This window comes from Gimesia chilikensis, assembly GCF_007744075.1.
Classification (GTDB): domain Bacteria; phylum Planctomycetota; class Planctomycetia; order Planctomycetales; family Planctomycetaceae; genus Gimesia; species Gimesia chilikensis_A.
This window is the reverse complement of the sequence record NZ_CP036266.1, coordinates 4,027,857-4,051,291: the sequence shown is the minus strand read 5'-3', so window position 1 is coordinate 4,051,291 and position 23,435 is coordinate 4,027,857. Positions and strand designations below refer to the sequence as shown.

Annotated in this window: 16 protein-coding genes and 1 tRNA gene; 6 read left to right on the top strand and 11 right to left on the bottom strand. The window is 53.2% G+C overall.

From position 1 onward, the window contains the following. Positions 1 to 28: 28 nt before the first annotated feature. A complete protein-coding gene (locus HG66A1_RS15420) occupies positions 29 to 427 on the bottom strand; it encodes a BlaI/MecI/CopY family transcriptional regulator (RefSeq protein WP_145185624.1) in 399 nt (132 codons plus the stop codon). Positions 428 to 663: 236 nt separating this feature from the next. Between HG66A1_RS15420 and HG66A1_RS15415 the strand changes: the two genes are divergently transcribed. Together HG66A1_RS15415 and HG66A1_RS15410 are read left to right on the top strand one after the other, a co-directional pair. Continuing rightward, positions 664 to 1,083: a BlaI/MecI/CopY family transcriptional regulator gene (locus tag HG66A1_RS15415; protein ID WP_145185621.1), complete on the top strand. Its 420-nt coding sequence runs from the start codon at positions 664 to 666 to the stop codon at positions 1,081 to 1,083. 12 nt (positions 1,084 to 1,095) lie between these two features. Further along, on the top strand, positions 1,096 to 6,078 hold the full coding sequence (locus HG66A1_RS15410) for a carboxypeptidase regulatory-like domain-containing protein (protein ID WP_145185618.1): 4,983 nt from the start codon (positions 1,096 to 1,098) through the stop codon (positions 6,076 to 6,078). A 720-nt stretch (positions 6,079 to 6,798) separates the two neighbouring features. On the opposite strand, the gene HG66A1_RS15405 is transcribed toward HG66A1_RS15410, so the two are convergent. The 10 genes from HG66A1_RS15405 to leuC all read right to left on the bottom strand — a co-directional run bounded on the left by HG66A1_RS15405 (position 6,799) and on the right by leuC (position 19,615). Then, a tRNA-Pro gene (locus HG66A1_RS15405) sits at positions 6,799 to 6,872 on the bottom strand. Positions 6,873 to 6,958: 86 nt separating this feature from the next. After that, positions 6,959 to 7,972: a tetratricopeptide repeat protein gene (locus tag HG66A1_RS15400; protein WP_197997158.1), complete on the bottom strand. Its 1,014-nt coding sequence runs from the start codon at positions 7,970 to 7,972 to the stop codon at positions 6,959 to 6,961. 307 nt (positions 7,973 to 8,279) lie between these two features. Beyond that, complete coding sequence (locus HG66A1_RS15395) at positions 8,280 to 10,664, bottom strand: hypothetical protein (RefSeq protein ID WP_145185613.1); 2,385 nt, start codon at positions 10,662 to 10,664, stop codon at positions 8,280 to 8,282. Positions 10,665 to 10,822: 158 nt separating this feature from the next. Continuing rightward, positions 10,823 to 11,632: a DUF1573 domain-containing protein gene (locus tag HG66A1_RS15390; protein ID WP_145041371.1), complete on the bottom strand. Its 810-nt coding sequence runs from the start codon at positions 11,630 to 11,632 to the stop codon at positions 10,823 to 10,825. Between the two features lie 113 nt (positions 11,633 to 11,745). Further along, positions 11,746 to 13,032, bottom strand: a complete 1,287-nt coding sequence (locus HG66A1_RS15385) for an MFS transporter (RefSeq protein WP_145185610.1) — start codon at positions 13,030 to 13,032, stop codon at positions 11,746 to 11,748. Between the two features lie 117 nt (positions 13,033 to 13,149). Beyond that, the gene (locus HG66A1_RS15380; protein WP_145185607.1) at positions 13,150 to 14,697 is read right to left on the bottom strand and encodes a Gfo/Idh/MocA family protein; all 1,548 of its coding nucleotides are present in this window, start codon (positions 14,695 to 14,697) and stop codon (positions 13,150 to 13,152) included. 132 nt (positions 14,698 to 14,829) lie between these two features. After that, on the bottom strand, positions 14,830 to 16,071 hold the full coding sequence (locus tag HG66A1_RS15375) for a DoxX family membrane protein (protein WP_145185604.1): 1,242 nt from the start codon (positions 16,069 to 16,071) through the stop codon (positions 14,830 to 14,832). Between the two features lie 260 nt (positions 16,072 to 16,331). After that, positions 16,332 to 17,435, bottom strand: a complete 1,104-nt coding sequence (locus tag HG66A1_RS15370; protein WP_145185601.1) for an FAD:protein FMN transferase — start codon at positions 17,433 to 17,435, stop codon at positions 16,332 to 16,334. Between the two features lie 94 nt (positions 17,436 to 17,529). After that, positions 17,530 to 18,120, bottom strand: coding sequence for a 3-isopropylmalate dehydratase small subunit (gene leuD, locus HG66A1_RS15365; protein ID WP_145185598.1), 591 nt, complete (start codon positions 18,118 to 18,120; stop codon positions 17,530 to 17,532). Positions 18,121 to 18,193: 73 nt separating this feature from the next. After that, on the bottom strand, positions 18,194 to 19,615 hold the full coding sequence (gene leuC, locus HG66A1_RS15360) for a 3-isopropylmalate dehydratase large subunit (protein ID WP_145185595.1): 1,422 nt from the start codon (positions 19,613 to 19,615) through the stop codon (positions 18,194 to 18,196). Between the two features lie 627 nt (positions 19,616 to 20,242). On the opposite strand from leuC, the gene ffh reads away from it, so the two are divergent. The 4 genes from ffh (at position 20,243) to rplS (ending at position 23,372) form a co-directional block, all read left to right on the top strand. Beyond that, positions 20,243 to 21,721 (top strand): signal recognition particle protein, encoded by a 1,479-nt coding sequence (gene ffh, locus HG66A1_RS15355; RefSeq protein ID WP_145185592.1) that lies wholly within the window; start codon positions 20,243 to 20,245, stop codon positions 21,719 to 21,721. Between the two features lie 75 nt (positions 21,722 to 21,796). Continuing rightward, positions 21,797 to 22,192: a 30S ribosomal protein S16 gene (gene rpsP / locus HG66A1_RS15350; RefSeq protein WP_145185589.1), complete on the top strand. Its 396-nt coding sequence runs from the start codon at positions 21,797 to 21,799 to the stop codon at positions 22,190 to 22,192. Positions 22,193 to 22,234: 42 nt separating this feature from the next. Further along, positions 22,235 to 22,936 (top strand): tRNA (guanosine(37)-N1)-methyltransferase TrmD, encoded by a 702-nt coding sequence (trmD, locus tag HG66A1_RS15345; protein WP_145041362.1) that lies wholly within the window; start codon positions 22,235 to 22,237, stop codon positions 22,934 to 22,936. Positions 22,937 to 23,009: 73 nt separating this feature from the next. After that, a complete protein-coding gene (gene rplS, locus HG66A1_RS15340; RefSeq protein WP_145041361.1) occupies positions 23,010 to 23,372 on the top strand; it encodes a 50S ribosomal protein L19 in 363 nt (120 codons plus the stop codon). Positions 23,373 to 23,435 lie beyond the last annotated feature (63 nt).

Here is a 23,435-nt window from a genome sequence, read left to right as displayed (position 1 = left end):
CTGTGTCCAGGTACGCTGCAAGGCGGAATTAGTCGTTGGGGGACTGACGGGGGGCCACCTGATCCAGCAGATCGCGCAGTTCCTCCTGCTCGGAAGCGGTCCAGCGACGCATCTGGATCAAGCCGGTCAGCATTGGAATGATGGATCCGCCACACAAAGTATCTGACAGTCCCCGCAGGCGTTCCTGAATCAAAGTTTCTCGGTCAATGGCGGCTGTGAAGACATGCACGCGTTGACTCCGGTCGCGTTGCACGCAGTTCCGCTTTTCGAGTCGCTCCAGTAATTTCTGGACTGTGTAATATTGCGAAGTCGAGCCGTCCGGATAGATTTCATCACAAACTTCGCGCGTCGTCGCCTCACCACGATCCCACAGAACCTGTAAGACCAGCAGCTCGGTATCCGTCACATGATATTGCTTCGGTCGCATTCCACTCCTCCTGATATCCAAGAAGACGAACTGTCTTTGAGTGGATTTGAACAACCTGGAAATAAAAAGTCAAGATGTCTTTGTTCGCTTTCAAGAGATCGCTGTGCCTTGCGAATTGCGTTTTCCACAGGGAATGAATCACGGCGAGTTGAACATTATGTCAGGAATGCTGTTGACAGTTACAACATGTAACACTAAAGAGTATGTGTTACATGTTGTAGCACAAGGAGTCCCGCATGTCGTCCAAAGAAAAGCCCCCACTCAGCGACCTGGAAAACAAGGTCATGTCGATTGTCTGGAATCTCCAGGAAGCGACCGCCGATCAGGTTCGCCAGCAACTCGAAGCCAGCCAGTCTCTGAAAGACTCGACCGTACGCACGATTCTGCGTCGCCTCGAAACAAAAGGGTATGTCAGCCATCGCGTCGAGGGCCGTACTTATATCTACGCACCCCGGGAGCGTTCGCAAAACGTTGCGGCCGACGCGGTGCGATCGATTATTGAACGCTTTTGCGGCGGGTCGATCGAGGCCCTGCTGGTCGGCATGGTCGATCGGGAAGTCATTTCTCCGGAGAAACTGGAAGAACTGGCAGCCAAGATCGCGCAACAGGAGAAGCAAACCAGGCCCACGGATCCGGGAAAGTCGGACCGAACTTGAGGAGCACAGGCTATGATTTCATCGAACTTCATCGAATCTGCGTGGTGGCTTTCAGGGTTGCTGTTGACTCTCTCCATCAAGGTCTTACTGCTGGCTGCCTTCGTCTGGGCCGGGCTGGCTATCGCTCGCGTGCAAAGTGCGACCTGGCGTCATCGCGCCTGGTTGTTCTGCCTGGTCGCCATGCTGGGGATGCCTGTGCTCTCTTTTCTGGCGCCGGCCATTCCCGTTTCCAGACTCCCGTTGCTGGCCTGGATGGAGTCGTGGGAATCATCTTTTTCTCAACTGTCTGAGCCGGCAACAGCTCCCGTCACAACGGCACCAGTTGTTTCAGCACCAGTCGTACCTGCATCGGTCGAAAAGCAGCCAGCATCGGTGCCGCAGTCAGTCCCGTTATCTGACCTGGAGCCTAAACGGGCAACTCCGGTCCCCCTGCAGTCGTCCGTCGGTCCACGTGCAGCAGGTCAGGCAGACATGATACAAACTCCGGCAGTCGAACCTCCAGGCAGTACTCAGCCGCCTTCATCGTTGTTGTCGGGAGGCGATCTGCTGGTGGTGACCCTCGCTCTGATCTACCTCGCAGGCAGTCTGGTACTGGCGCTCCGCCTGGCCTGTTCGGTCTGGTATTGTCAACGACTGGTGCGACGCAGTCAGCCGGTGAAATTGCCGGCCGAGGTGCAGGGCCTGGTGAGCAGTGCGCGGGTGGTTCAGTCAGCCGCAGTGAACGTTCCCCTCTGTCAGGGAATCGTCAACTCAACCATTATTCTCCCGGAAGACTGGGAAACGTGGGAGCGATCGCTGTTGGCCATGGTGCTCTCCCATGAAGCAGAGCACATTCGACGACGCGACCCGCTCGTTTCATTCCTGGCAGCCTTGGGGACGATCTTTTACTGGTTCCATCCGGTCTCCTGGAGACTGCAGCGAACCCTGTCCGACCTGGCGGAGCATGCGTGCGACGATGCCGTGATTGGCAACGCCGGCGAACGCACTGATTACGCACGCATTCTGCTGGAAATGTCCAGCCGTGTCACACCCAGCGGTCGGCGTTATCAGCAACTGGGCGTCAGCATGACCCGCAAGCCCGAAATAGAGGATCGCATTGAGCGCGTGATTGATACAGCACGGCCGCTTTCAGAGCGAATCGGGCTCAAAGCGTCAACGCTGTTATTGGTTTTCATCGCGACAGTTGCTCTGGTCACAGCGGGGCTGACCATCGCTACGACAGCCCAGGCGCGCGCCGCAGAGAAAACGCCTCCCCAGGAAGCCAGACAGCAGTTGACAGGCATCGTTCTGACGCCAGCCGGCCAGCCGGTAAAGAATGCGGAAGTCCGTTTGAGAACCTACAACAAATCAAAGAGCAGGTACGACCATCGCACAACCCGCACCGATGACCATGGTAAATTTCATTTCGATCATGTATTGCCGGGAAATAACCGCATCGCCGCCTACTGGAAAAACATGGCCTCCCGCCAGCAACGTTATCAAGGCCTCAAGGTCAAGCCAGGGGATGAGGTTGAGCTCAAGTTGGCACCTGCCAACACCCTCGAAGTGCAGGTTCTGAAAGAAGCGGATGGGCGCCCCGTTCCCGAGGCGCGCGTGCATTTTCCCTGGCACGATATGCAGAGTGACTACGCTACCAATGCGGCAGACACGGCGGTGATTCACGGCTTAACTCCTGAAGAATGGACGTTTGAAGTCCTGGCCAAAGGTTACGAGAAAAATACGCAGACGATTAATCTGTCAGGTGAAGAGACGACCCGAGTCACAGTGAAACTGAAGCCGGGGTTTACCTTGTATGGAACGGTCCGCGACGAAGCCGGCAAGCCGGTTCCAGGTGCGGGCATCGACGCGCGGGTACCCGGTGACAGTTCAAATCGTTCCGGCGGGTACATGAAGACCGACGCTAAAGGGCGATACCGCTTTGAAACGCTTCCACTGCAATCTCTGGATCTGTCAGTCCGCAAGGATGGCTATGAGATGATCTCACCCCGGGTAAATGCAATTCCGCGCCCCATGGGAGAACGCAAGTTCGACATCACGCTGCCCAAACGCAAGACGGGAGGCGCCATTCGCGGGACGATTACGGATGCCCAGGGCCATCCCATCGCTGGTGCCAGACTCTCTAATATGGGGCGCTCGTCAACTCAAACGAGGGAAACAACTTCCAATGCCCAGGGAAAGTATCAGTTGGAGGACCTCTGTGACTTGTTCGGCCGCTATGAGATCGTTGTGCAGGCGGACGGCTTTGCTCCTCAACAACTCCTGGTTACACCGGGGGCTCCCCCATCACCAGCCACGTATCACGTCACCATGCAACCAGGGCGAACCATAGCCGGCAAAGTCGTCGATTCCGATGGGAAGCCCCTCAAGGGAGTCTGGATCTCTTACGAAGGTCCGGATGGCCATGAACTCAATATGCGGCGTTCTACCAAAACGAATGCACAAGGGGAGTTCACGTTCGATTCGCTCACGCAGTTGGCGCCGCTGACATTCGTCTTATCAGGCTATTCCACGATCACAAACCGGGATTTCCCGGCGGAAGAGAACAAGCCAGTCGTGGTGACGATGAAATCAGAAGGCATTCTGCGCGGCAAAGTCGTCGATGATAGTACCGGCAAGCCAGTCACTGACTACAAAGTGCAGATCACTTTTTCACCCATACGTAAGCCGAACGACCCCCAGGGGATCCTCAGCGGAGCACGCGTGATGAATGGAGAACGGATCGTCAATGCCAGGGGGGAATTCGAACTGCGGAAATTCGTGCAGGGCATGCCGCTGCAGGTGACGATTCGGGCCGATGGCTATCAGAAAGAAGTCCACGTCCGCGTTCTGGCACGTGCAGCATCTGGCGCCCCGATGGAAGAGTACCGCCTGACGCCTCTCGACCCCGCGATGCTGCACACATTCGCGGGGAAAGTGGTGACCGCTGATGGAAAGCCGGTTCCCGGAGTTCAGCTGCGTCTGATCGCTGCGAGTATGCGGCGAACGGGAGGGCGGAATGAATTTCCCTTCAACTGGGCCATGGTCCAGAACGGGAATCTCAAGTCTGTTGCCCAAGTCGCGCAGTTCCTGTCTGCGACAACCAATGCCGAGGGGCAGTTTGAATTCAAGAATGTGAATTCCAGCCCCGATATCGAACTGGCCTATTGGGGGGGCGGCGTGGCCCAGGGGCGTCTTCCCGGGTTGGAACGCTTCGATAAAAAACAACGGACGACGATTGTGATCAAGACGCAGGCGACGGGATCACTCCGGGGAAAAGTCAATCGTCAGCGGTTCAAGACCATCTCTCACATCACGTTGAGCGGCGAAGATACTTTTTATAATGCCACTCTTTCCGCCGACGGAACAACCTATGAAATCAAGGATGTATCCCCGGGTACCTACCAGATTCAGATCTACGCCCCGGAACAGGAACGCCTAATCGGCGACAGGACTTCTCGGGGCAGCGATGTCGTCTTCCGCCTGCCTGTGAAGATCAGTGCGGGTGAAGAACAGACAGCAAACCTGGGAATGGAAATACCGCCTCCCATACAAGAGATGCCTGCGGCCAAATCCGAGGAGCCCAAACCAACGGCTCCGCCTCTGGGCGATCAGGCCATTCCACAAGACAAAGTTCGCCTGGCGGGGCAGGTCATGACACCAGCCGGCAAAGGCATTCCCGGGGCCCGACTCTGGCTGCCCACCAGCTTACGTAAAAGCATTATCGAGACCCGAGCCGATGATCAGGGACGCTTTTCGATTCTTGTTCCACGTAAAGTAATAGCAGAGGATAAAATACATTTCGTTGGAACACTCTGGGGTTTTGCCCCAGGACATCAGATTGGTACTGCGAATGTATATCGGCAACTTCGCGAGCTTTCTCGCGATCCGGTCGCCCTGATTCTGGGACCAGCTACAAACACCGCATTTGAAGTCAGAGACATCTACGGAAAACCAATTGCAGGAGTTCGTGTTGATCCCTGGAGTTATAAAATCATCACCTTGGGCGCATCCAATACAGTCCCAGAGCCGATCAGGCAATTGATTGGTGGCGTGACAGACGTGCAGGGAAACGTCAAGCTGCCGACCTGCAATCGTGAGTTACTGTATTCTCTGCTTTCAACAGGAGAAGGGTATGGTGAACAACAGAACCGTCTGCCCAGCTTGGAACAAGCCCCGGGCATCGTGCCCATCGTCCTCAAACCGACAGGGCGTGTCCTGGGAACATTATCGGCGGAAACTCCGGTCGATTTCTCTGGCTGCATAGTCTATGTAGATTCGGAGAGCCGGGGCATTAACAGTAGTAAAGGAACAGCTTACATGGAAACTGACGCCAGTGGCCAGTTCTCCATTCCCGAATTGGCGGAGGGCCGTTATCGGATCTATGCTCGTTTTCCGGATGACAACATGAAATTGCGGGCGGTCATCCCCGATGTAATCGAAGTTGTTGCCGGGAAAACAACACGGGCGACGATCCCCTTCAAACCGACGATTACCGCCCGGGGAATCATTCAGACAATGGAAGAGAAAACGCCCATCTCCGGGGCTTGGATTTCTGTCAGACAAGGGGGCCGACTCAATTCTCAAAACGCTTTTTCTGACAAAGAAGGCGTCTACACTGCAGAATTGATTCCGGGAGAAGAGGTCGGGGTGCAATTAATCAGTAAGCCGCGTGAATACGCCGACTGGATCCAACTGGGGAGGATCTTGATTTCAGACCAGGTCCCCGCCGCCGCCAAAGAATTCCAACTGCCGACGATCGAACTGGCGCCGACCTTTCCTCTGGCTGGGAAGCTGATCGATGCCTATGATCGTCCGGTCGGCGGGGCCACGATCCTGGCAGGGACGCGAGGCAAGAGCTATTCACGCGCGACATCCGATGCGGAAGGCAAATTCACACTGCAATTTCCCAAAGACTTTAGGCCGGAAGAATATAGCATCGTCTTAAAGGAACGCTCCCCCGGTAGTGTTACTGCCAAGGTTGTCAGCGAGTCCCCTTTAGTATTGCAACTGCCCTAGAGGCTTACTGAAATCTGGATCTGAACGTGACGAATCGCTGAGAAAATCAACATGCTAAGTTGTCTTCAAACAATCCACTGGTTCGTATTTCTGACCGAGGACAGTTTCAGCCGGCACGTTCAGCCAGTTCTCCAGCATTGTTGCGTAATCGTGAACGTAGTCTTGAGCCCAACCATGATCGGCGAGCCGATCCGAGGCGTCAAACACAAGAAAAGTGGCAGCTCAGTTGTCCAAAGAACGGACCGTCCAACGACACGACCGGTAAAGACGCAACCTACCTGTTTTGCTCCGTTTGCGAGTGATCCCCCCTGCTTCCAGTCAACTTCATTGGGATGGAGTTCGGCTAAGCAATCAGTAATTCCGCTTAATAGAACCCAACATCATGAAATTCATTTGCTCAGATTGCTACTCAAACAAATCGATCAGTTGGGCATCACCTGGATTACGCCTGTCTGGAATCCCCCACACTATCGCGTGGCACCGGAGACGGTTGCCATCTGACCGTCAGAGAGGCTCTCTGTCTGGATTTGTGGGTGAAAGATAGGGATAACTCTCGTATGGAGTTTTGAGGCCAAGAAAAGCGATTCTGAGAGGCCTGGAGCGTTGTAATTTTACACAAAAAATTACAGAATAACGGACCACTTAACGGACCAAGTTGATTTGGTGAATAACGGACCAATGTGCATTTTTGTAAGTGGTTTCTGTTTAATGACTTAATAGTCGGGATGACAAGATTTGAACTTGCGACCTCTGCGTCCCGAACGCAGCGCTCTACCAGGCTGAGCCACATCCCGTGGGAGTCTTATTCTATCATGACGCCATGTCCGGTCAACGCAGTCGGATGCAAAGTCTCGCGACTTTTTGACCGAAATCACGAAAATCAATAGGGTTGGACAATGGGAGCTGCACCGGCTGTGGCTGGCTCTGTCGGGTAGTGAGCTGGATCAACGTTGATTGGCTCAGGTGCGGTTGCGACACCGTAGGGGACAGGTTGGCCAACAGCTCCGGGAGCCACCAGCATGGGCTGTGAGGCAAGGCTGCCGGTGGAGTAGGCATTCGTATGACTGATCTGCGGTGAGTTCATCATCGCCACTGTCCCGCTGGAGGCACCGCCGGTATAGGTGGGAAGAGGGTGTGTGTAGCTTGCCTGCGCGGTGCGTGTCTGGTAACGGAACATGCTGCCATTACCCAGGGGGCCATGTTCCCATCCCTTGGCAACAATCCGGTCCTGTGGGCTGGCGGGGGCATATGGTTTTTTCAATGAAGAGATCCGTGACTGAACCTGTGGCTGATACCATTCAGACTGCAGGGACTGCTCGTACATCGCGAGAGCTTCTTCGTTACGGCCACTCTGCTGATAGACCTGTCCCATGTGAGCTAAAACTTTGGGATGGTTGGGGTCAATGTTTGCAGCAGCTTTCAGAGACTGTTCTGCTCCTGTCATGTCACCATTCTGTTGCAGCAGCCAGGCCATTTCCAGGTGAGACTCTGCAATGTAAGGCTGAGTGTCCCGCCATGCGGTAATATGCTGAGCGGCTTCCTGTTGACGTCCCTGGCTGATCATCAGTTCCGCCAGACCGTGATGTGAAGGCTGGTGAGTCGGATCAACTCGCAGGGCGTTGCGGTAAGTCTGTTCCGCACCAGCCAGATCGCCTTCTTTCTCCATGACGACTGCCAGGTTATGGACGTAGTCGGGATTTGTAGGATTATTTGCGATTGCCCGGGTAAAGGCTGCATGAGCCTGAGCATAATCCCCACGTTGATAGTAACCATTTCCCATCTCGTTACTGGCCACGCCATGCATGGTATTACAGCCGGATAACGTCAGTGTTCCCAGTGAAAATAAGATTGCCAGATTGCAGAGAACCGAAAATCTGTTTCGAGTTGAGTGCATCGTGCACAGCTCCATCGTTTGTAAGTATGGACTCAGAACTCATTTCTAAGTGTCATACTGTCGGAAAATGGTTTAGTTCGGGGGGGATAGATTTAGTTGACGATTTGAAACGCATCGGGATATGACTGGGAGAGAGGTGGGCGAAAGATAACAGTCGTTAAAAAATCGAGCAAGAGGAGTTCGTTGATTTTTTCTCGTTTTTTGATGTGATATCGGGAATTAATTGCGAAGCTAAGTCCAGAATTAATCTTATGATAGAACCAGATCCGAATCAGGGCGGACTCGGATCTGGTTTGGTATTTTGATCTCAGTTGATGGGATTAAATGACTTCTCAGGTGGATTCACAGGGGCAGCCTGAGGTTCTACCAGCGAGCCATGTTTTTCAATGTGGGAGAACCAGCGCCGGGCTGTTGACCGTCGTTGTGTGGGGGTCGCAATGTCAGAGTAGTCGATGGGACGGTCTGTCAATTCGTGAATATAATTGAAAGCCTGTTCCCGGACAGCAACATGTGGATGTTCCAGCCATTCTACCAGTCTGCCTGAGATGAAGCGATCCTGGGCATCTTGTTTCTGGAAGCCCCAGAGCAGGCGTTCCATCGTTTCTGCCATCTCGGGAGAAAACTGTTTCTGAAGCGCCGCTTTGAGCAACTCTCCGTTTTGCGGATCACGCAAGAGCCAGTTTCGAATCCCATTAACGGCTTCCATTCGGGACTCGTGATGGTCAACTTCATTCAGTACCTTCACCAGTTCCTGGTAACGGTTGGTTAACGCCAGAGATTTGGTTGCCAGGTCGGATATGTTGGGTTTCAGGTCCTTGGTGATGGCGGGCATGGTAAGCGATACCAGCTGGTCGTCTTTCAGCTCTTTAGCGAAAGCCGCGATTTGACGACGGGCCAGGTAGGAGCTGTCTTTGTAGTTAGGTTCGACCCAATGCGGAACCCGCAGGGGCTTATCACCATCAGAAGGATTGATACGTCCGGCCTTGCGGTCTTTGGCGGAGAGTGACATCCAGTGGCCAGCATCGATGGTGTGCACCTTGCCGGATCCATCTGAGAAGCGGATCATCCCCGAATAGGCATACAGGATCCCTGTGTAGTTGTCAGGGCCGGGTTTCTGGTCGGGATGCGTAGGTTGTACGGGATCGATTTCAATGCCACACACGCTGTCGCGTGTGACCAGTTCGATACGCCACAGCTCATCATTGACTTTGATCGACAGAGTTGGTCCAGCTGCGTCCCGGGCATCATTCAGGCCACGGGAGGCTTCGATTCTCAGACGGCCTTCCTGGATCTTGAACCCCATCTCGGCGGCTTTGTTTTTACCTTGATAAGTTACCTCTGTTCCGGGCAGTAGAACCACTTTACACAGGGCTTCGGGAATATTAATCCGCGCGGTGAACGGTGCGGGTGAGGCGACTGCGGAACCAGCCTGGATCGGCATTACCTTTGAGAGGATTAACCAGTCATTTTTGTCAGCCAGTTCACGTTTCTGATCGACTTGGGCCAGGAAGAATCCATCTTCTGATTCAATTTGTGCAGCCGGTGCTTTCTGAGCGGCATCCGCCATTTCAATTTTCGCTGGTGCTGCAGGAGCGGCATTTTCAGGAGTTTTACTGTTCATGGCCACGGTATTCTCTGCTGGTTTTGCAGGTGCAGCCGGTGGTGTTGTCGGAGTTTCAGCAGGTGTTGTCGTTACGGGAGTGGTCGGCAGGAGGTTCTCCACGGGGGGCTTAGCGGGAACTGCAGTTGGAGCAGCTGTTTCTGCATCAGCGGGCGGTGGTGCATCAAATGCGGGGGGCTTGGTATTCATTGCCACGGTGTCACCGGCAGGCTCCGGTTTGGGGGGAACCGGTGTCGTTTTAGCTGGCTGTTTTTCAGGAGTCATCGCTGCGACGTCAGTTCCTGGCTCTGCTGGCGCGGACGCCGATTTTTCTGGTGTCGGCTCCTGAGGTTTAGATAAATCAACTTCTTCGTTGTCAACCTGATTGCCAGCCACTTGCGGCGTAGCATCAGTCCGTGTGAAGAATGACGGGAAAAAGGTCGGATCGTTGAAGAACAGTCCAGCCCAGACGACTGCGGTGAGCAGAATCAGAACGTAAGGAGTAAAACGCTTCCAGAGCGGTTTGGTTTTCAGGTAGTCTGGAATCCGCGAGGAAAAGGGCTCCGGTTCTCGAGCGGGAATAGACTGTTGTGGAGGCGGAGTACTGGTTCTGTCGGGGGCCGTTGCTGCAACTGGCTGAGGTGCGGCCGGAGGTTCGGCAACAGCCGTCTGAGCCAAAGGGGCCGCTTCTGTCTGGTCGCTGCGCAGGGCTGGCCCCAGGGCGTAAATCCGCTCTCTGGTATCAGGGTTAACGGTGGCCGGTTCTCCCAGAACCAGGGTCAGGATCTGATGGGAAGCGGCGACTTCCACCAGATTGACATCCGAGTTCAGGCAGATCTTTTCCACATCGGCCACACTTTCCGGGGGGAGCGTGTTGTCGAGATACTCTGAGACCGTGTTCGGGTCGAGGTTAGACCCGGGGCCTTCGACTTCCGGAGCAGTCAGGCGGCGTCTGCGTAACACATCTTTGATTCGTTCTACCAGCGAGGAGGCGTAACTGCTCTCCTCCAGTTTTTTGCCGATTTCTTTGATCTGGGCCGGCTCTAAAACATCATCCAGATAAGCGATCAGAGTTCTGAGTGTTAAACGCATGCTGCACCATTGTTGAGCTGAAAGAAGTTAATAATTTAAAGAGAACTCGGGGTTCTCTATCATTATTAGTGGTGCAGGCGTCGAGATTTCGTACAAAAATAGTCAGAAAAAAGTCTTAGAAGTCACAAAAACTGCTGATCGCAGGGTTTGAGGACGCCTCAATTGGCCTGAGGCGAAGCGACTTCGGGCCTGAGAACGGTTTTCTGATCGGGGCCCTGGATAATAAGGGGCACATAGAGTTCCGGGAAATCGGTGTCGTTGGTTTTAATCACAACCAGGCCGTCATGTTTTCCCGGCGGCACAAGATCTTCTACGATCACATCCACTTTTTGCTGTCGGAGACCATCGTTGTTTTCCAGTGCACCGAGTTCCACCTTGGCATATTTGGATGTGCTTTTGACGCTGGTGATTTCAAAATCTTTACCGCCACGATAATCGGAGACTGTCACGGGGTGGACAGTGCGTCCGGGGGTGAACTGGTAGATCACCAGTGCTTTCGGTTTAACAACCAGTCTGCGGATGGGGAGTTCCACTTTGAATGTCAGGCGGGCCACGCGTTCCATCGTATCTTCGTATTTGAAGTCGACGAAGAGCTCCTTCTGTCCGGGAGATTCGCCCGCCGTTTCCATTTTCAGGATGAACTCGCCTGATTCATGAGGTTCATAGACCCGTTTCTCCAGATGAGGTTGCAGACAGCCACAGCTGGGGATGAGTTCTTTGACGGTGACGGTCTGATCGCTCAGATTTTTGAAGCGAAATCGGGCACCGACGACACGTTCGGTCTCTTTGATCATTCCTCGGTCGACAAGAAATGTTTCAAATGCCAAGGCAGGGCGAGGAGCTCCTGCCATCGATTTCTGCACGGTAGAACCATTCCAGTAAGCAATACTGGAAAGGACGAATGGTAAAGTAGCCAGAGTAAGTAAGCTGCGTCTGGTCCATTTTGACTGTAAGATTCGATTGAGCATGGCATCCGTGCCTGTCTGAATGATTACCGGAAAAGATCTATACCAAATCTGCGGTATCTTTATCAAATTCCGGCAGTTAGGACAAGCCCGGGTTCGAAAGCCGCTCTCTCGACTTAAGTTTCGACTTGTGTAGAAACATTCGATTCTGAATTGCCTGATTTAAGACCGCTCATCAACAGCAGTCCCAATACCATGATCCCTGCTCCCGCCCAGTAGGGAGCGGTGATGCTGCCGGCAACCAGTCCATTACTGGTCCCCTTGAACAGAATGATCCCGGCTAGCGGTCCCAGGATTCGTGCGAGAGCTGAGATACTCTGGCCGACTCCTAGAATTCCTCCCTGTTCATCCTCTGAAGTATTCAGCGAAAGCAGAGACTGCAGGGAAGGGGTGGTGGCGGAAAAGCCGATCACTGAGATGGGGAGAACCGCGTAGAGCAGAGGGTAGGAACCGGAATTTCCGGCGACTCCGATTAATAACAGCCCAATCACCATTAAGACGATTCCGATGAGCCCCATGCGAAATTCTCCCAGCTTGGGGATCAGCCGTCGCACAAGAATGCCCTGGCTGAGCGTCAGGATCAGACCAATGTAAGCAAAGATGAAGAAGTTGCTGCGGGCAGCGAATCCGAGTTCCTGCGTGAGCAGTGAGAGGGTGGATTCGAACTGGGCAAAGGCGAAGGTGGTTAAAAAGATGGTCAACAGGATCAGGCCGATCCGTGGTTTTGAGAGCGCATGCCTGAAGCTGGCGATATCAAACCAGTGGTGGCGACGAGTAAGTGACTCTGTCGTTTTCTGCTGGAGTGATTCCGGTAATTTGAAAATGGACAGCAGGGCAGCGATGCCAGAGAGCACGCTGGCCACATAGCCGGGAGCAGCGCTGGGAGTCGCTCCCGCTTCTGCAGAAACAAAAGCAGCACCGATGAGTGGACCGAACGTAAATCCGATACCGAAGGCGGCACCGATCAGGGCCATGCCTTTACCGCGCTCTTTGGGACCGGTAATGTCGGCGATGTATGCTTGTGCTGTCGGAATCGTGGCTCCGGCGATGCCGGCTCCGATCCGTGTAATAAACAGCCAGGTTAATGCGCCGATCCCCAGAAATGTTCCTGTATTACCCAGTGAGGTCGCGAAACCAAACAGGCCGTAGAAGAAGGTGGAGCCCACGAGTCCCAGAATCAAAATCGGCCGGCGTCCTACACGGTCGGACAGGCGTCCCCAGATCGGAGCGAACAGAAACTGCATGGCGGAAAAGGATGCCATTAACAGTCCGAGCGTGGTACCGCCTGCTTCAAAATGCTCTCCATATCGCGGGAGCAGGGGGAGTACGATTCCAAAACCGAGCAGATCAATAAAAACAGTTACGAAGATGAGAAACAGGCCTGCCTTGCGTCCTTCCGACACGTGGATCCCCTTTGAAGCAGAAGTCAGTACGGTTTAAAAAGAAACAATGCCGAGGATAGGACTCCTCGGCATTGTTGAATCATTGTCGAATTCGAGTTGGAATTCAATAGACCGCACTCAGGCAGTTTTATCTGCAAAGTCGGCTTCCGGTGTGGCCGGGTTATCGGGATCGAACCATTCCGGTTTGAACTCGATGCGGACTTTGTGCTTCATGGCCAGGTTGGCTGTGAGTGCCATAATCGCATCTGCCATCGCGACCGTACCGTTACACTTCAGGCCGCCTTCGAGAGGACCTTTGTGGTTGTCGGTACGAATACAGTGGCAGAAGTGTTCCATCTCTTCTGTATAACCGCGGCTGATCTTGTCACCCATGGCTTTGGTCGTATCTGAAGCGGCAGCGGAAGGTGCTGTCGTTTCGTATGCATCCAGAACCGGGCCACTTCCATCGCTGGACTTGATGACCCACAAACGCTGATCAGGACCACCGCCACCGGTAGAAGGACTGGCTTCTTTGAAGAGCAGGGCTTCTTTTTCGGTTTTCATGATCAGGGTTCCCCGGCTACCGAGGACGGTTTCACCGTAAGGTTCCCAGCGGTTGGTGTTGATCGAGGAGTAAGTCACGATGCAGATGTCACGCGGATTCGTTTCCGGATCGTAGTGAGGACCTGGGAATTCGAAGGTCACGTAGACGTGATCGTCGATCTCGCGATCATCTTCCTGTTTGTCCTTGGATCCGATGCCTTTGACACCGTAGAAGTTTTTCCCGCCGTAACCCTGAACGGCCAGCGGATGAACTTTACCCAGGAAGATACTGCAAGCGTCCAATTGGTGACTACCTAGCTCTGCCATCAGACCGCCACCGGTTTTGTTGTACAGACGCCAGTTGATGAGCTCGTCCATATTGTCGTAGCCGTATTCCTGGACTACTTTCTCCAGGGCTGCTTTGTCCTCTTTGGGGACACCTTTCCGCCAGCTGTCACGACCGGGGAAGCTGTTGTTGCGGTGCCATTGAGCGCGGATGTGACGAATATCACCCAGCAGACCGGTTTTGACCAGCTGGTTGGCGTTATCGTACAGAACGCTGTAATGACGCTGGTGACCTACAGCCAGCAGCAGGTTTTTCTCGCGGGCTTTTTTGATAAGCTCTTTACACTCGGTGATGTTGTGAGCCATCAGTTTTTCTGAGAGCACATGCAGTCCTGCATCCAGGGCTGCCATGGCGATCGGAGCATGCTGGCTCAGGGGAACAGCGATGACGACTGCTTCCAGACCCAGTTGGTCCTTGGCGGCGATCAGTTTTTTATGGTCATCAAACTGTTTGATCTTGGCTGCTTTTTCATCACCCAGTTTGTTGATCAGGCCGACGCGGTGTTCGTTGCCGTGACCGTGCATTGCTTTCTTGCGGTTGGAAGGCCGCAAATCGGCAATCGCCACGATCTCCATGTATTCGGGCGGGTGCTGTGTGATAAGCACGCTGCCTTCATCACCGGTGCCGATAAAACCAACTTTTACCGGCTTACCTTTGAGCTTCTCATAGCCGAAGTAGGCGGCTCCCAAGCCAGTTGTCGCTGCAGCAGCGGTCGTGATGAAATCACGTCGAGTAAACGAAACTGCTTCGTTGAAGTTGTCTTTACCGATCTGTTCCTGTTCAGGTGTCAAATTCATATTGGTTCTCCCTGGTACGCAACGCGTAAGTGTTACCTTATTGGAGGAAATTTAAGGTTTAGTGGTTATTATAGGTGGGAAATAAGGCGTTTGTAAGCTGTACCTTTACTTATTACGTTACTTGGTCCTGATTTAACTGGCTTTATTCGCTGTTTTTTTCCGTTTCTGGAAAAATCGGTAAAACAGTCCATCAATGCCAAACCAGGTACCGGTCGGCAGTGCAGCGATCGCCAGGAGTGCGAGGACTTCGATCAGGTTCTTGTTGACGATGAAGCTGTGTTCCGGACCTGGTGCTTCAGGAACTCCCGGCCAGGGAGGCATTACCAGATAGAAGGAAAGCAGCATGCCGGCTGCAGCGATGGCTGCGACGCGGGTTCCCAGGCCAATCAGCAACAGGATTCCCAGAACCGTCAAGCTGGCGATGGTCATCATGTTGACCCGGTGGATCTGTGTGTTTTCCGGTGGAACCGGTCCGGCTGCGAGTTGCTCGGCTGTCAGAAGCTCCCGGGCTTCCGACTCCATTTCGTCTTCCATGGCGCGAATCGGGTTGACCAGTTCGCCTTTCATCTGCTGGATTTCAGACCAGATTTTGTTGAGATGATCGACTTTGTAATCCTGGTCCGCCTTGGCCAGTTTCTGTTCGTAGCGATCCAGGGCGATCTTGTACTGTTCGATCTTACCGATCCGTTTTCCGTCGATCGTTCCTTCCTGCTCGACATCAATCTCCCCTGCCAGTTCGGGATTCCCCCGCAGCGAAGCCTGCATTTTTTCGATGTAGCTCAGACGTGAGGAGCGAGCATAGGCCTTATCAACAGCGTCGTAGAATTCGCGATCGAGTTCGGTACCGCCAGTCAGTTTACCATCGGCTCCTTTTTTGACGGGCACCATCGACTGCAATCGCTGTTTTTCGCGAGGTGTGATGTGCTTTTCACCATCGATGAGCAGCAACTGACGTTCAGGATCGTAGCTGACCACGCTTCCAAGGCTGCCGTCGATTTTGACTTCAGGCGGTAAGGCACTCAGTTTAGCAGCAAAATATTTATTGCCATGGATCATCTGGTGTAGACGGGACTTCTGTTCGTCGGTCAGGTTCGGGTAGTGGTTCAGGAAACGTTGTTCCCAGGCAGTCCACTTGGCTTTGACTTTGTCTGCATCCAGCCAGTTCAGGTCATTGGGGTCGCCTGTCATATCCCGGAACTGATCGCGGAAAGGGCCTTTGGCATTATTCAGATAGCCCGCAGCGGTCCAGGGCCTGGTCGAACTGAGCGTTTCAATTTTCCACATGCCTTCGTACAACAGCTGCCAGCCGATGGAAAGGCGTAAGACAACGATGAACAGGATGGCAATCCCTGTAATTTTCTTTAAATCTTGCACTCGTCAATCCTCTTGATTTTAGGGGATTTCTATGGGTTTGGCTTGTGATTCCGTAATGGTGGTCGCGACGCTGTGTGATCAGCAGAGACAATCTGTGCTGAATTCTGACAGGCGGACGACGCTGAAGACGACAGGACATTGGCTGTCTTGTCTGAGATCAGCATTCATCAGAACAGGGCAGGCAGGCCTCTCTGGTGAAGAGAAAACAATTGCCGGAAATCAGTCTGTTCTGTTGAAGATTCCCTTATAGCGACAAACAGTTATGACAACAATTGGTCGCGGTCCAGGAACAGAAACTCATTGGGGATTCCACGAATCACCGGAGAGAGTTTTCTGCCATGCGCAGGCGGGGGAATTAAGATCGTACCGATTTCTGTATGATTATCGCAATACTCCAGAGCCTTTTCGATGCCGATTACGTAAAAAGCGGTGGAAAGTGCGTCTGCCAGGGCTGCATCAGGGGCAATAACCGTTACAGACAGTAATTCTGAGACCGGCCAGCCTGTTCTGGGGTCGAGAATATGCCCGTAACGCTTCCCTTGATGCCGAAAATGCTGCACGGAAGAACCGCTGGTCGACATCGAGCAGTCCTTGAGCAGAATTGTTCCCAGTCGCTGGCTGGTAAACAGCGGGTTTTTAATACCGATTGGCCAGCCTGGCAGTTGATTGTGTGTGCCCCTGGCCAGAATACTGCTGAAGCCGCCGTAGAAGAGCCAGTCTTCCAGTTCCTGGTCGAGCAGAAACCGTCCGGCCTGGTCCAGGGCATAGCCTTTGCCGATGCCTCCCAGGTTGAGTTCATTTTGGGGCGAACGATAACGGATGGTGTGGGCCAGGTTGTCAAATTCGAACTGATCGATGCCGGTGTGGGACAGGCAGTCTGAAATCTCTTTTTCAGTAGGAATCCGCCCCTGCAGGCGGCATTCCCGCCAGAGGGCAATCAAAGGACCGGAGGAGGGATCAAAGCCACCCTTCGTATCAACGCAGATTTCGCGTGAGCGGTCCAGAATTTCAAACAGTCGCGGATCCATGGAGACGGCACCGTTCGCGGCCTGAGCATTGACGCGCGACATCTCACTTGTGGGCTTGTAGACTGTCATCAGATGTTCGAGCTCATGGATCAGGTCCAGAGCATCGGAGGCGTGCATCACCTGTTGACTGGGGCCAGGATTCATGACAACCGCAAACTCAGTTGCCATGGCCCGTGTGCTCAGGCGGATTGTCGAGCCACCGGAGGGGGCCGCAAAATCTTCCGTCGCATCATTCAGGTAATCAGCAATATCATTACCGACCCGCTCCGCAGCCTGTTTCAGGACGCGGCCGGTCAGAAAGTCTCGCCGATTACTTGTCGATTTTTTTTCAGACATGGGGACATCTTGGGTATGTCAAGTCGTGCGCTTGCCTGACAGACACCGAAACCTCCGCCCGTTCTGAAACAGGCGGAGATCTGAACGCGTTGACTCAGGCAAACGAAGTAAAGTAAGGCACATCAGCGGCCCGGTCTTTGATTTCGTCAGTACTCTTGAGCAGCTGTGCCAGGAAGTCATAGGTACCTGTGGTCAAGGCAGAGCGTGCGTTGTCAGGCAGCGTACAATCGAACTCCTGATCTCCACAGCAAACCTTCATTGCCAGCAGGTCGACAGTGATTTCCTGGTCGGGATTGGCCTTCACAGCCTGATCCAGTTGTTCCAGCGCTTTACGCGAAGCACAGACGGCGGGCACACCCAGTGAGGTGCAGTTTCCGAAGAAAATTTCTGCATATGATTCAGCGATAATCGCCTGGATTCCCCAGCGGATCAATGACTGAGGGGCGTGTTCACGCGAAGAACCACAGCCGAAATTTCGTCCGCCGATCAGGATGGACGCGTTCTGGTATTGGGGTTTATCGAACGGATGTTCGGGGTCCTGCAGGCGATCGTCTTCGAATGCATGTTCTCCCAGACCTTCAAAGGTCACGCACCGCAGAAAACGGGCGGGAATGATGCGGTCTGTATCGATGTCATCCAGCAGCAGTGGGATACCTGTTCCGGTTACTGATTCAATTTTAGTCATGATTCGGTCTTCAAATATATCTTAAATGGAATTGGCTGTTCGTAAGGTTGGACGGTCCTGTGAGCGTGACAGATTACGCGGTAGCGGCACCTGACAGTTCGCGGACATCGGTGACGCAGCCACTGACGGCAGCAGCGGCAACCATGGTCGGGCTCATCAGCAGGGTCCGGCCTGTGGGGCTCCCCTGTCGTCCTTTGAAATTACGGTTGCTGGAAGAAGCACACAGCTGGTTGCCCACCAGTTTGTCCGGGTTCATGGCCAGACACATGGAGCAACCGGCTTCGCGCCATTCAAAGCCGGCTTCGATGAAGATTTTATCCAGTCCTTCTTCGATGGCCTGTTTACGAACCAGCTGAGAGCCGGGAACAACGAGGGCTTTAACGTGTTCAGCCACATGTCGTCCTTCGACGACTTTCGCTGCTTCACGCAGGTCGGAAATTCGCGAGTTGGTACATGAGCCGATGAAAGCGACGTCGATCTTCTGGCCTTTGATCGGCTGGTTCTCTTCGAGTTCCATGTAACGATAGGCTTCTTTGATCAGTGTCTGCTCGTCTGCAGGATAGCTGGAGACAGCGGGCAGCGACTCGGAAACGCCGACGGATTGGGCGGGGGTGATACCCCAGGTCACGGTAGGTTCGATATCAGCTGCATTGAATTCGACAAGATCGTCAAACTCGGCATCCGGACCAGAGGCCAGGCTGAGCCACCATTCGGCTGCTTTTTCGAAGGCTTCTCCCTGAGGAGCATGCGGACGTCCCCGGAGGTAATCGACAGTAGTCTGGTCGGGATTGATGTATCCACAGCGGGCACCACCCTCGATGCTCATGTTGCAGACCGTCATCCGCTCTTCCATCGTCATTCGGTCGAAGACATCGCCGGCATATTCGTAAGCGTATCCAACGCCACCTTGAACGCCCAGTTTGCGAATGATGTAAAGGGTTACATCCTTTGCGGTTACGCCTGGTCCAAGTTCGCCGTTCACTTTTACCTGACGGACTTTAGGGCGTCCCAGTGCCATGGTCTGGGTGGCCAGCACATGGGCAACCTGGCTGGTTCCGATTCCCAGTGCGATTGAACCAAAAGCACCGTGAGTACTCGTATGGCTGTCACCACAGACGATTGTCATGCCGGGTTGTGTCAGTCCCTGTTCTGGTCCAACGACGTGCACGATTCCCTGACGGTCATCGGAGACATCCAGCAGCGTGACACCGAATTCGGCACAGTTCTTCTCAATCGCGGACATCATCTGTTCTGCCAGATTGTCTTCGAAAGGGCGTGCCTGATTCTCAGTGGGGACGATGTGGTCGACTGTGGCAATGGTCCGTTCGGGGAACAGAACTTTAAGACCGCGGTCGCGTAACATTTCAAAAGCTTGAGGACTGGTCACTTCGTGAATCAGGTGCAGGCCGATCAGCAGTTGATCCTGACCGGATTCCAGAGTTTTGACAGCGTGTAAATCCCAGACTTTGTTAAACAGGTTTTGTGTGTTACTCATTTTCGTTTTCTTCGTTCCAACTTGGATAGTTCTCTGACAGAATCGTTTGACCAGGTCTTGCCGGTGATGAATTGTGGTCACACTCTAAAAAGACGTGACACGCTAGCAGGCTGGACGGTTCTTGTGTACTGGTGGCCAGTTAAGGCGGGAGCAGTCTTTCGCAATCACGAACCATACACGATCTGGTGCCTGATTATAAGGTTTCCGGGATCAACAAATCCAAAAAAACAGCTGCAGCCCCATCAGGGGCAGATAATCGGCTGACTCAGAGTCCACTGCCTGATGACATTATTGCAGAATGTTGCGGCTTGTGTATAACATTGTAGGAAATCTGTGGACCAAAAGGGGTAAGAATTTTAAAAAGGTGGGCTGGAACCGTTGTGTATTGTTCAGTCAGTTTTTAAACTCCACGGCTTGATGCAAGTTATTGCCTCATCATAACTTCATGAATACCAACAGCGAAATCGACAGTCTCCGCGTGTCTTAACCTGCGGATATTGCTTGGCTTACGTTGCGTGTTGGCGCTCAGCTTCCATTGAGAACGAGCGGATTTGAGGCACTGTTTTTATCGCTTTTCCAGGCGATAAATGCACCCACGATTAACATTTAACGGTCTGGTTATCTAAAGTGTTTGAAGGATTAACTGCCAATCTGAAAGATGCACTCACCGGTCTTGCCAAGGGTGGAAAGCTCACCGAAGGCAATATCAGGGACGGGTTGCGCCAAGTCAGACAGGCGTTGCTGGAAGCAGACGTTAATTATGAAATAGCCACCAGCTTTATTGATCGGGTGACCGAGCAGGCAGTTGGTGAGAAAGTTCTGAAAGCCGTTCGCCCTGATGAGCAGATCATCGGGATCGTACATCAGGAACTGATCAACCTGATGGGCCCGGTCGAACCCGGTTTTGATTTCAAAAAGTCAGGCATCACCGTCATTATGATGTGTGGTCTGCAGGGGAGTGGTAAGACCACAACCTGTGGTAAGCTGGCCCGCCTGCTGAAAGAGCAGGGACGCAAGCCAATGCTCGTCGCTGCCGACTTGCAGCGTCCTGCGGCGATTGAACAGTTAAAAGTCATTGCCGGTCAGGTAGAAGTGCCGGTTCATGCAGAGGCTCCGGACGGAAACAACGCCGTCAAAGTCTGTCAGAATGGTCTCAGCCAGGCGAAGAAACTCGGGAATGTCGATACGGTCATTCTCGACACCGCCGGTCGTCTGCACATCGACGAAGACCTGATGAAAGAGCTGGAGCAGATCGAACGTAAGCTCCAGCCCGACCAGGTCATTTTCGCTTGCGACGCGATGACAGGTCAGGACGCTGTCAACAGTGCCAAAGCGTTCAACGAAGCACTGGAACTGGATGGCGTCATTCTGACCAAACTGGATGGTGACACCCGTGGTGGTGCCGCTCTGAGTGTGAAGGAAGTCACCGGAGTTCCCATCAAGTTTATCGGTGTCGGAGAAGCCCTTGATCGCCTGGAAACATTCCATCCAGACCGGATGGCAGGACGGATTCTGGGTATGGGCGATGTCGTCTCCCTGGTGGAGAAGGCGCAGCAGCAGTTTAATGAAGAAGAGGCAGCCGACCTCCAGAACCGGATGGCACAGGGTAAATTTACCCTGACTGATTTCCAGAAGCAGATGGCGACCATCCGCAAAATGGGGCCCATGCGGGAAATCATGAAAATGATTCCCGGAGTGGGGGGACTGCTGGATACAAATCCGGATGTCGACCCTGGTGCAGAAATGAAGCGGATTGATGCGATCATCGGTTCGATGACTCCCGCAGAACGGGAAAATCCAGAACTGATCGATCATAGCCGTCGCCGCCGGATTGCCATGGGAAGTGGCTCCGATCCATCGGACATCAGTCGTCTGGTCAAGGATTTCAACAATATGGCCGGCATGATGCAGAAAATGGCCGGCATGGGCATGCGTGACAAGATGAAAGCGATGCGCGAGCTCTCTTCCGGGGGCATGATGGACCCCATGGGAGGCATGACAAAGAAAAAAGAACGCAGCAAGCGTGGTGGTGATATCAGCAAGCTGCGTGAGAAACGAAAAAAAGACAAGAAAGCCAAAAAGAAGCAGCGAAAAAAGAATCGCTGATTCAGAGGCGATCTCAATTGAATTCAATTTTTGTATCTTCCAAAGTTTAGAGTTAGTATCCTAAAGGAGAAATTTGTGGCAGTTCGAATTCGTATGAAAAGAATGGGCCGGACACATCGCCCGTTCTATCGTATTTGTGTAATGGATTCACGCAAACAACGTGACGGTGAAGCGATCGAAGAAATTGGTACCTATGACACTTCCGTCGCTGACAAAGCACAGCGCGTCTCGATCGACATGGAACGTGTTGATTACTGGATGTCAGTTGGTGCGAAACCTTCCGAAAACGTGGCAACACTGATCAAGAAGGTCAAGAAAAACAAATTCGGTTCCGCTGCGGCACCGGCTCCCATGCAGGCTCCCAAAGAACCTCCTGCTCCTGAACCGGAAGCAGAAGCTGGCGAATCAGCAGAAACAGCTGAAGCACCTGCAGAAGAGACCGCTACTGAAGAAACCCCGACAGAAGAGTAAGGTCTGCGTCAGCCCTGACGTTTTGCTCTGTGAGTGAGCATTATGCGATTTGATATTCTGACTTTGTTTCCCGAACTGTTTGACAGCTATCTTGAGCAGGGGTTGCTCAAGCGGGCGATTCAAAATCAACTGGTCGAGATTCAGCGTTGGAATTTCAGGGACTGGGCAACAGACAAGCATGCCTCGGTAGATGATCGCCCTTACGGCGGTGGACCAGGGATGCTGATAGGCTGTGACACGGTCTATCAATGCGTAGAGCATGTTCAACAGGTGGTTCCAGAACCAGGTAAGCTGATCATGTTGACCCCCCAGGGGAAAACACTGAATCAGAAGCTGGCCCAGGAGTTATCTCAAGAACGACAGCTCACCTTATTGTGTGGAAGATACGAGGGGTTCGACGAACGAATCCGCATTGGTCTGGAGCCAATGGAAATTTCGGCAGGCGACTTCATCACCAATGGAGGGGAAGTCCCGGCCATGTTGATTATCGAGACTGTGATCCGGCTGATACCCGGAGTACTCGGAGACGAGAGCAGTGCCAAGTATGATTCCTTTTCGGAATCGGGACTGCTCGAATATCCGCAGTACACACGGCCTCAAAACTTTCGTGGAATGGAAGTTCCGGAAGTATTATTAAGTGGAAATCATCAGGAGATTGCGCGCTGGCGGCATGAGCAGAGTCTGCAGCGAACTCGCGAGCGACGAAATGATCTTCTCACTGAGTCGGAATCAAATTCAACCTGATTTTTTAATGTAAACAGCACGTTCCCAGAGGCTCATTCAGAGTCAGTCAGGCGTGCCAAGAGGACTTGAAGTCATGCAGGAATTATTGAAAAAAGTAGAAGAATCAAGCCTTCGTGAAGAGCCGCTTGAGTTCGAAATCGGCGATACCGTCGACGTGCATACCCGTATCAAGGAAGGTAACAAGGAACGCATCCAGGTTTTTACTGGTGTTGTGATTGCCCGTCGCGGCAGCGGAACCCGTGAAAACTTCACCGTTCGTCGCATCGTAGCCGGTGAAGGTGTAGAGCGAATTTTCCCTGTGCACTCTCCCAAAATCGCCAAGCTGGATGTCAAACGGCACGGTCGCGTTCGTCGTGCCAAACTGTACTACCTCCGCGATCGCGTTGGTAAAGCAACCCGTCTGACCGAGCGTCGCGCCAAAAGAGACGGCGAGTAATCGATCGAAACAGAAACAGCAGCACTGTCACTGCAGCAGTGCTGCTGTTAGACGTTCTGGTGC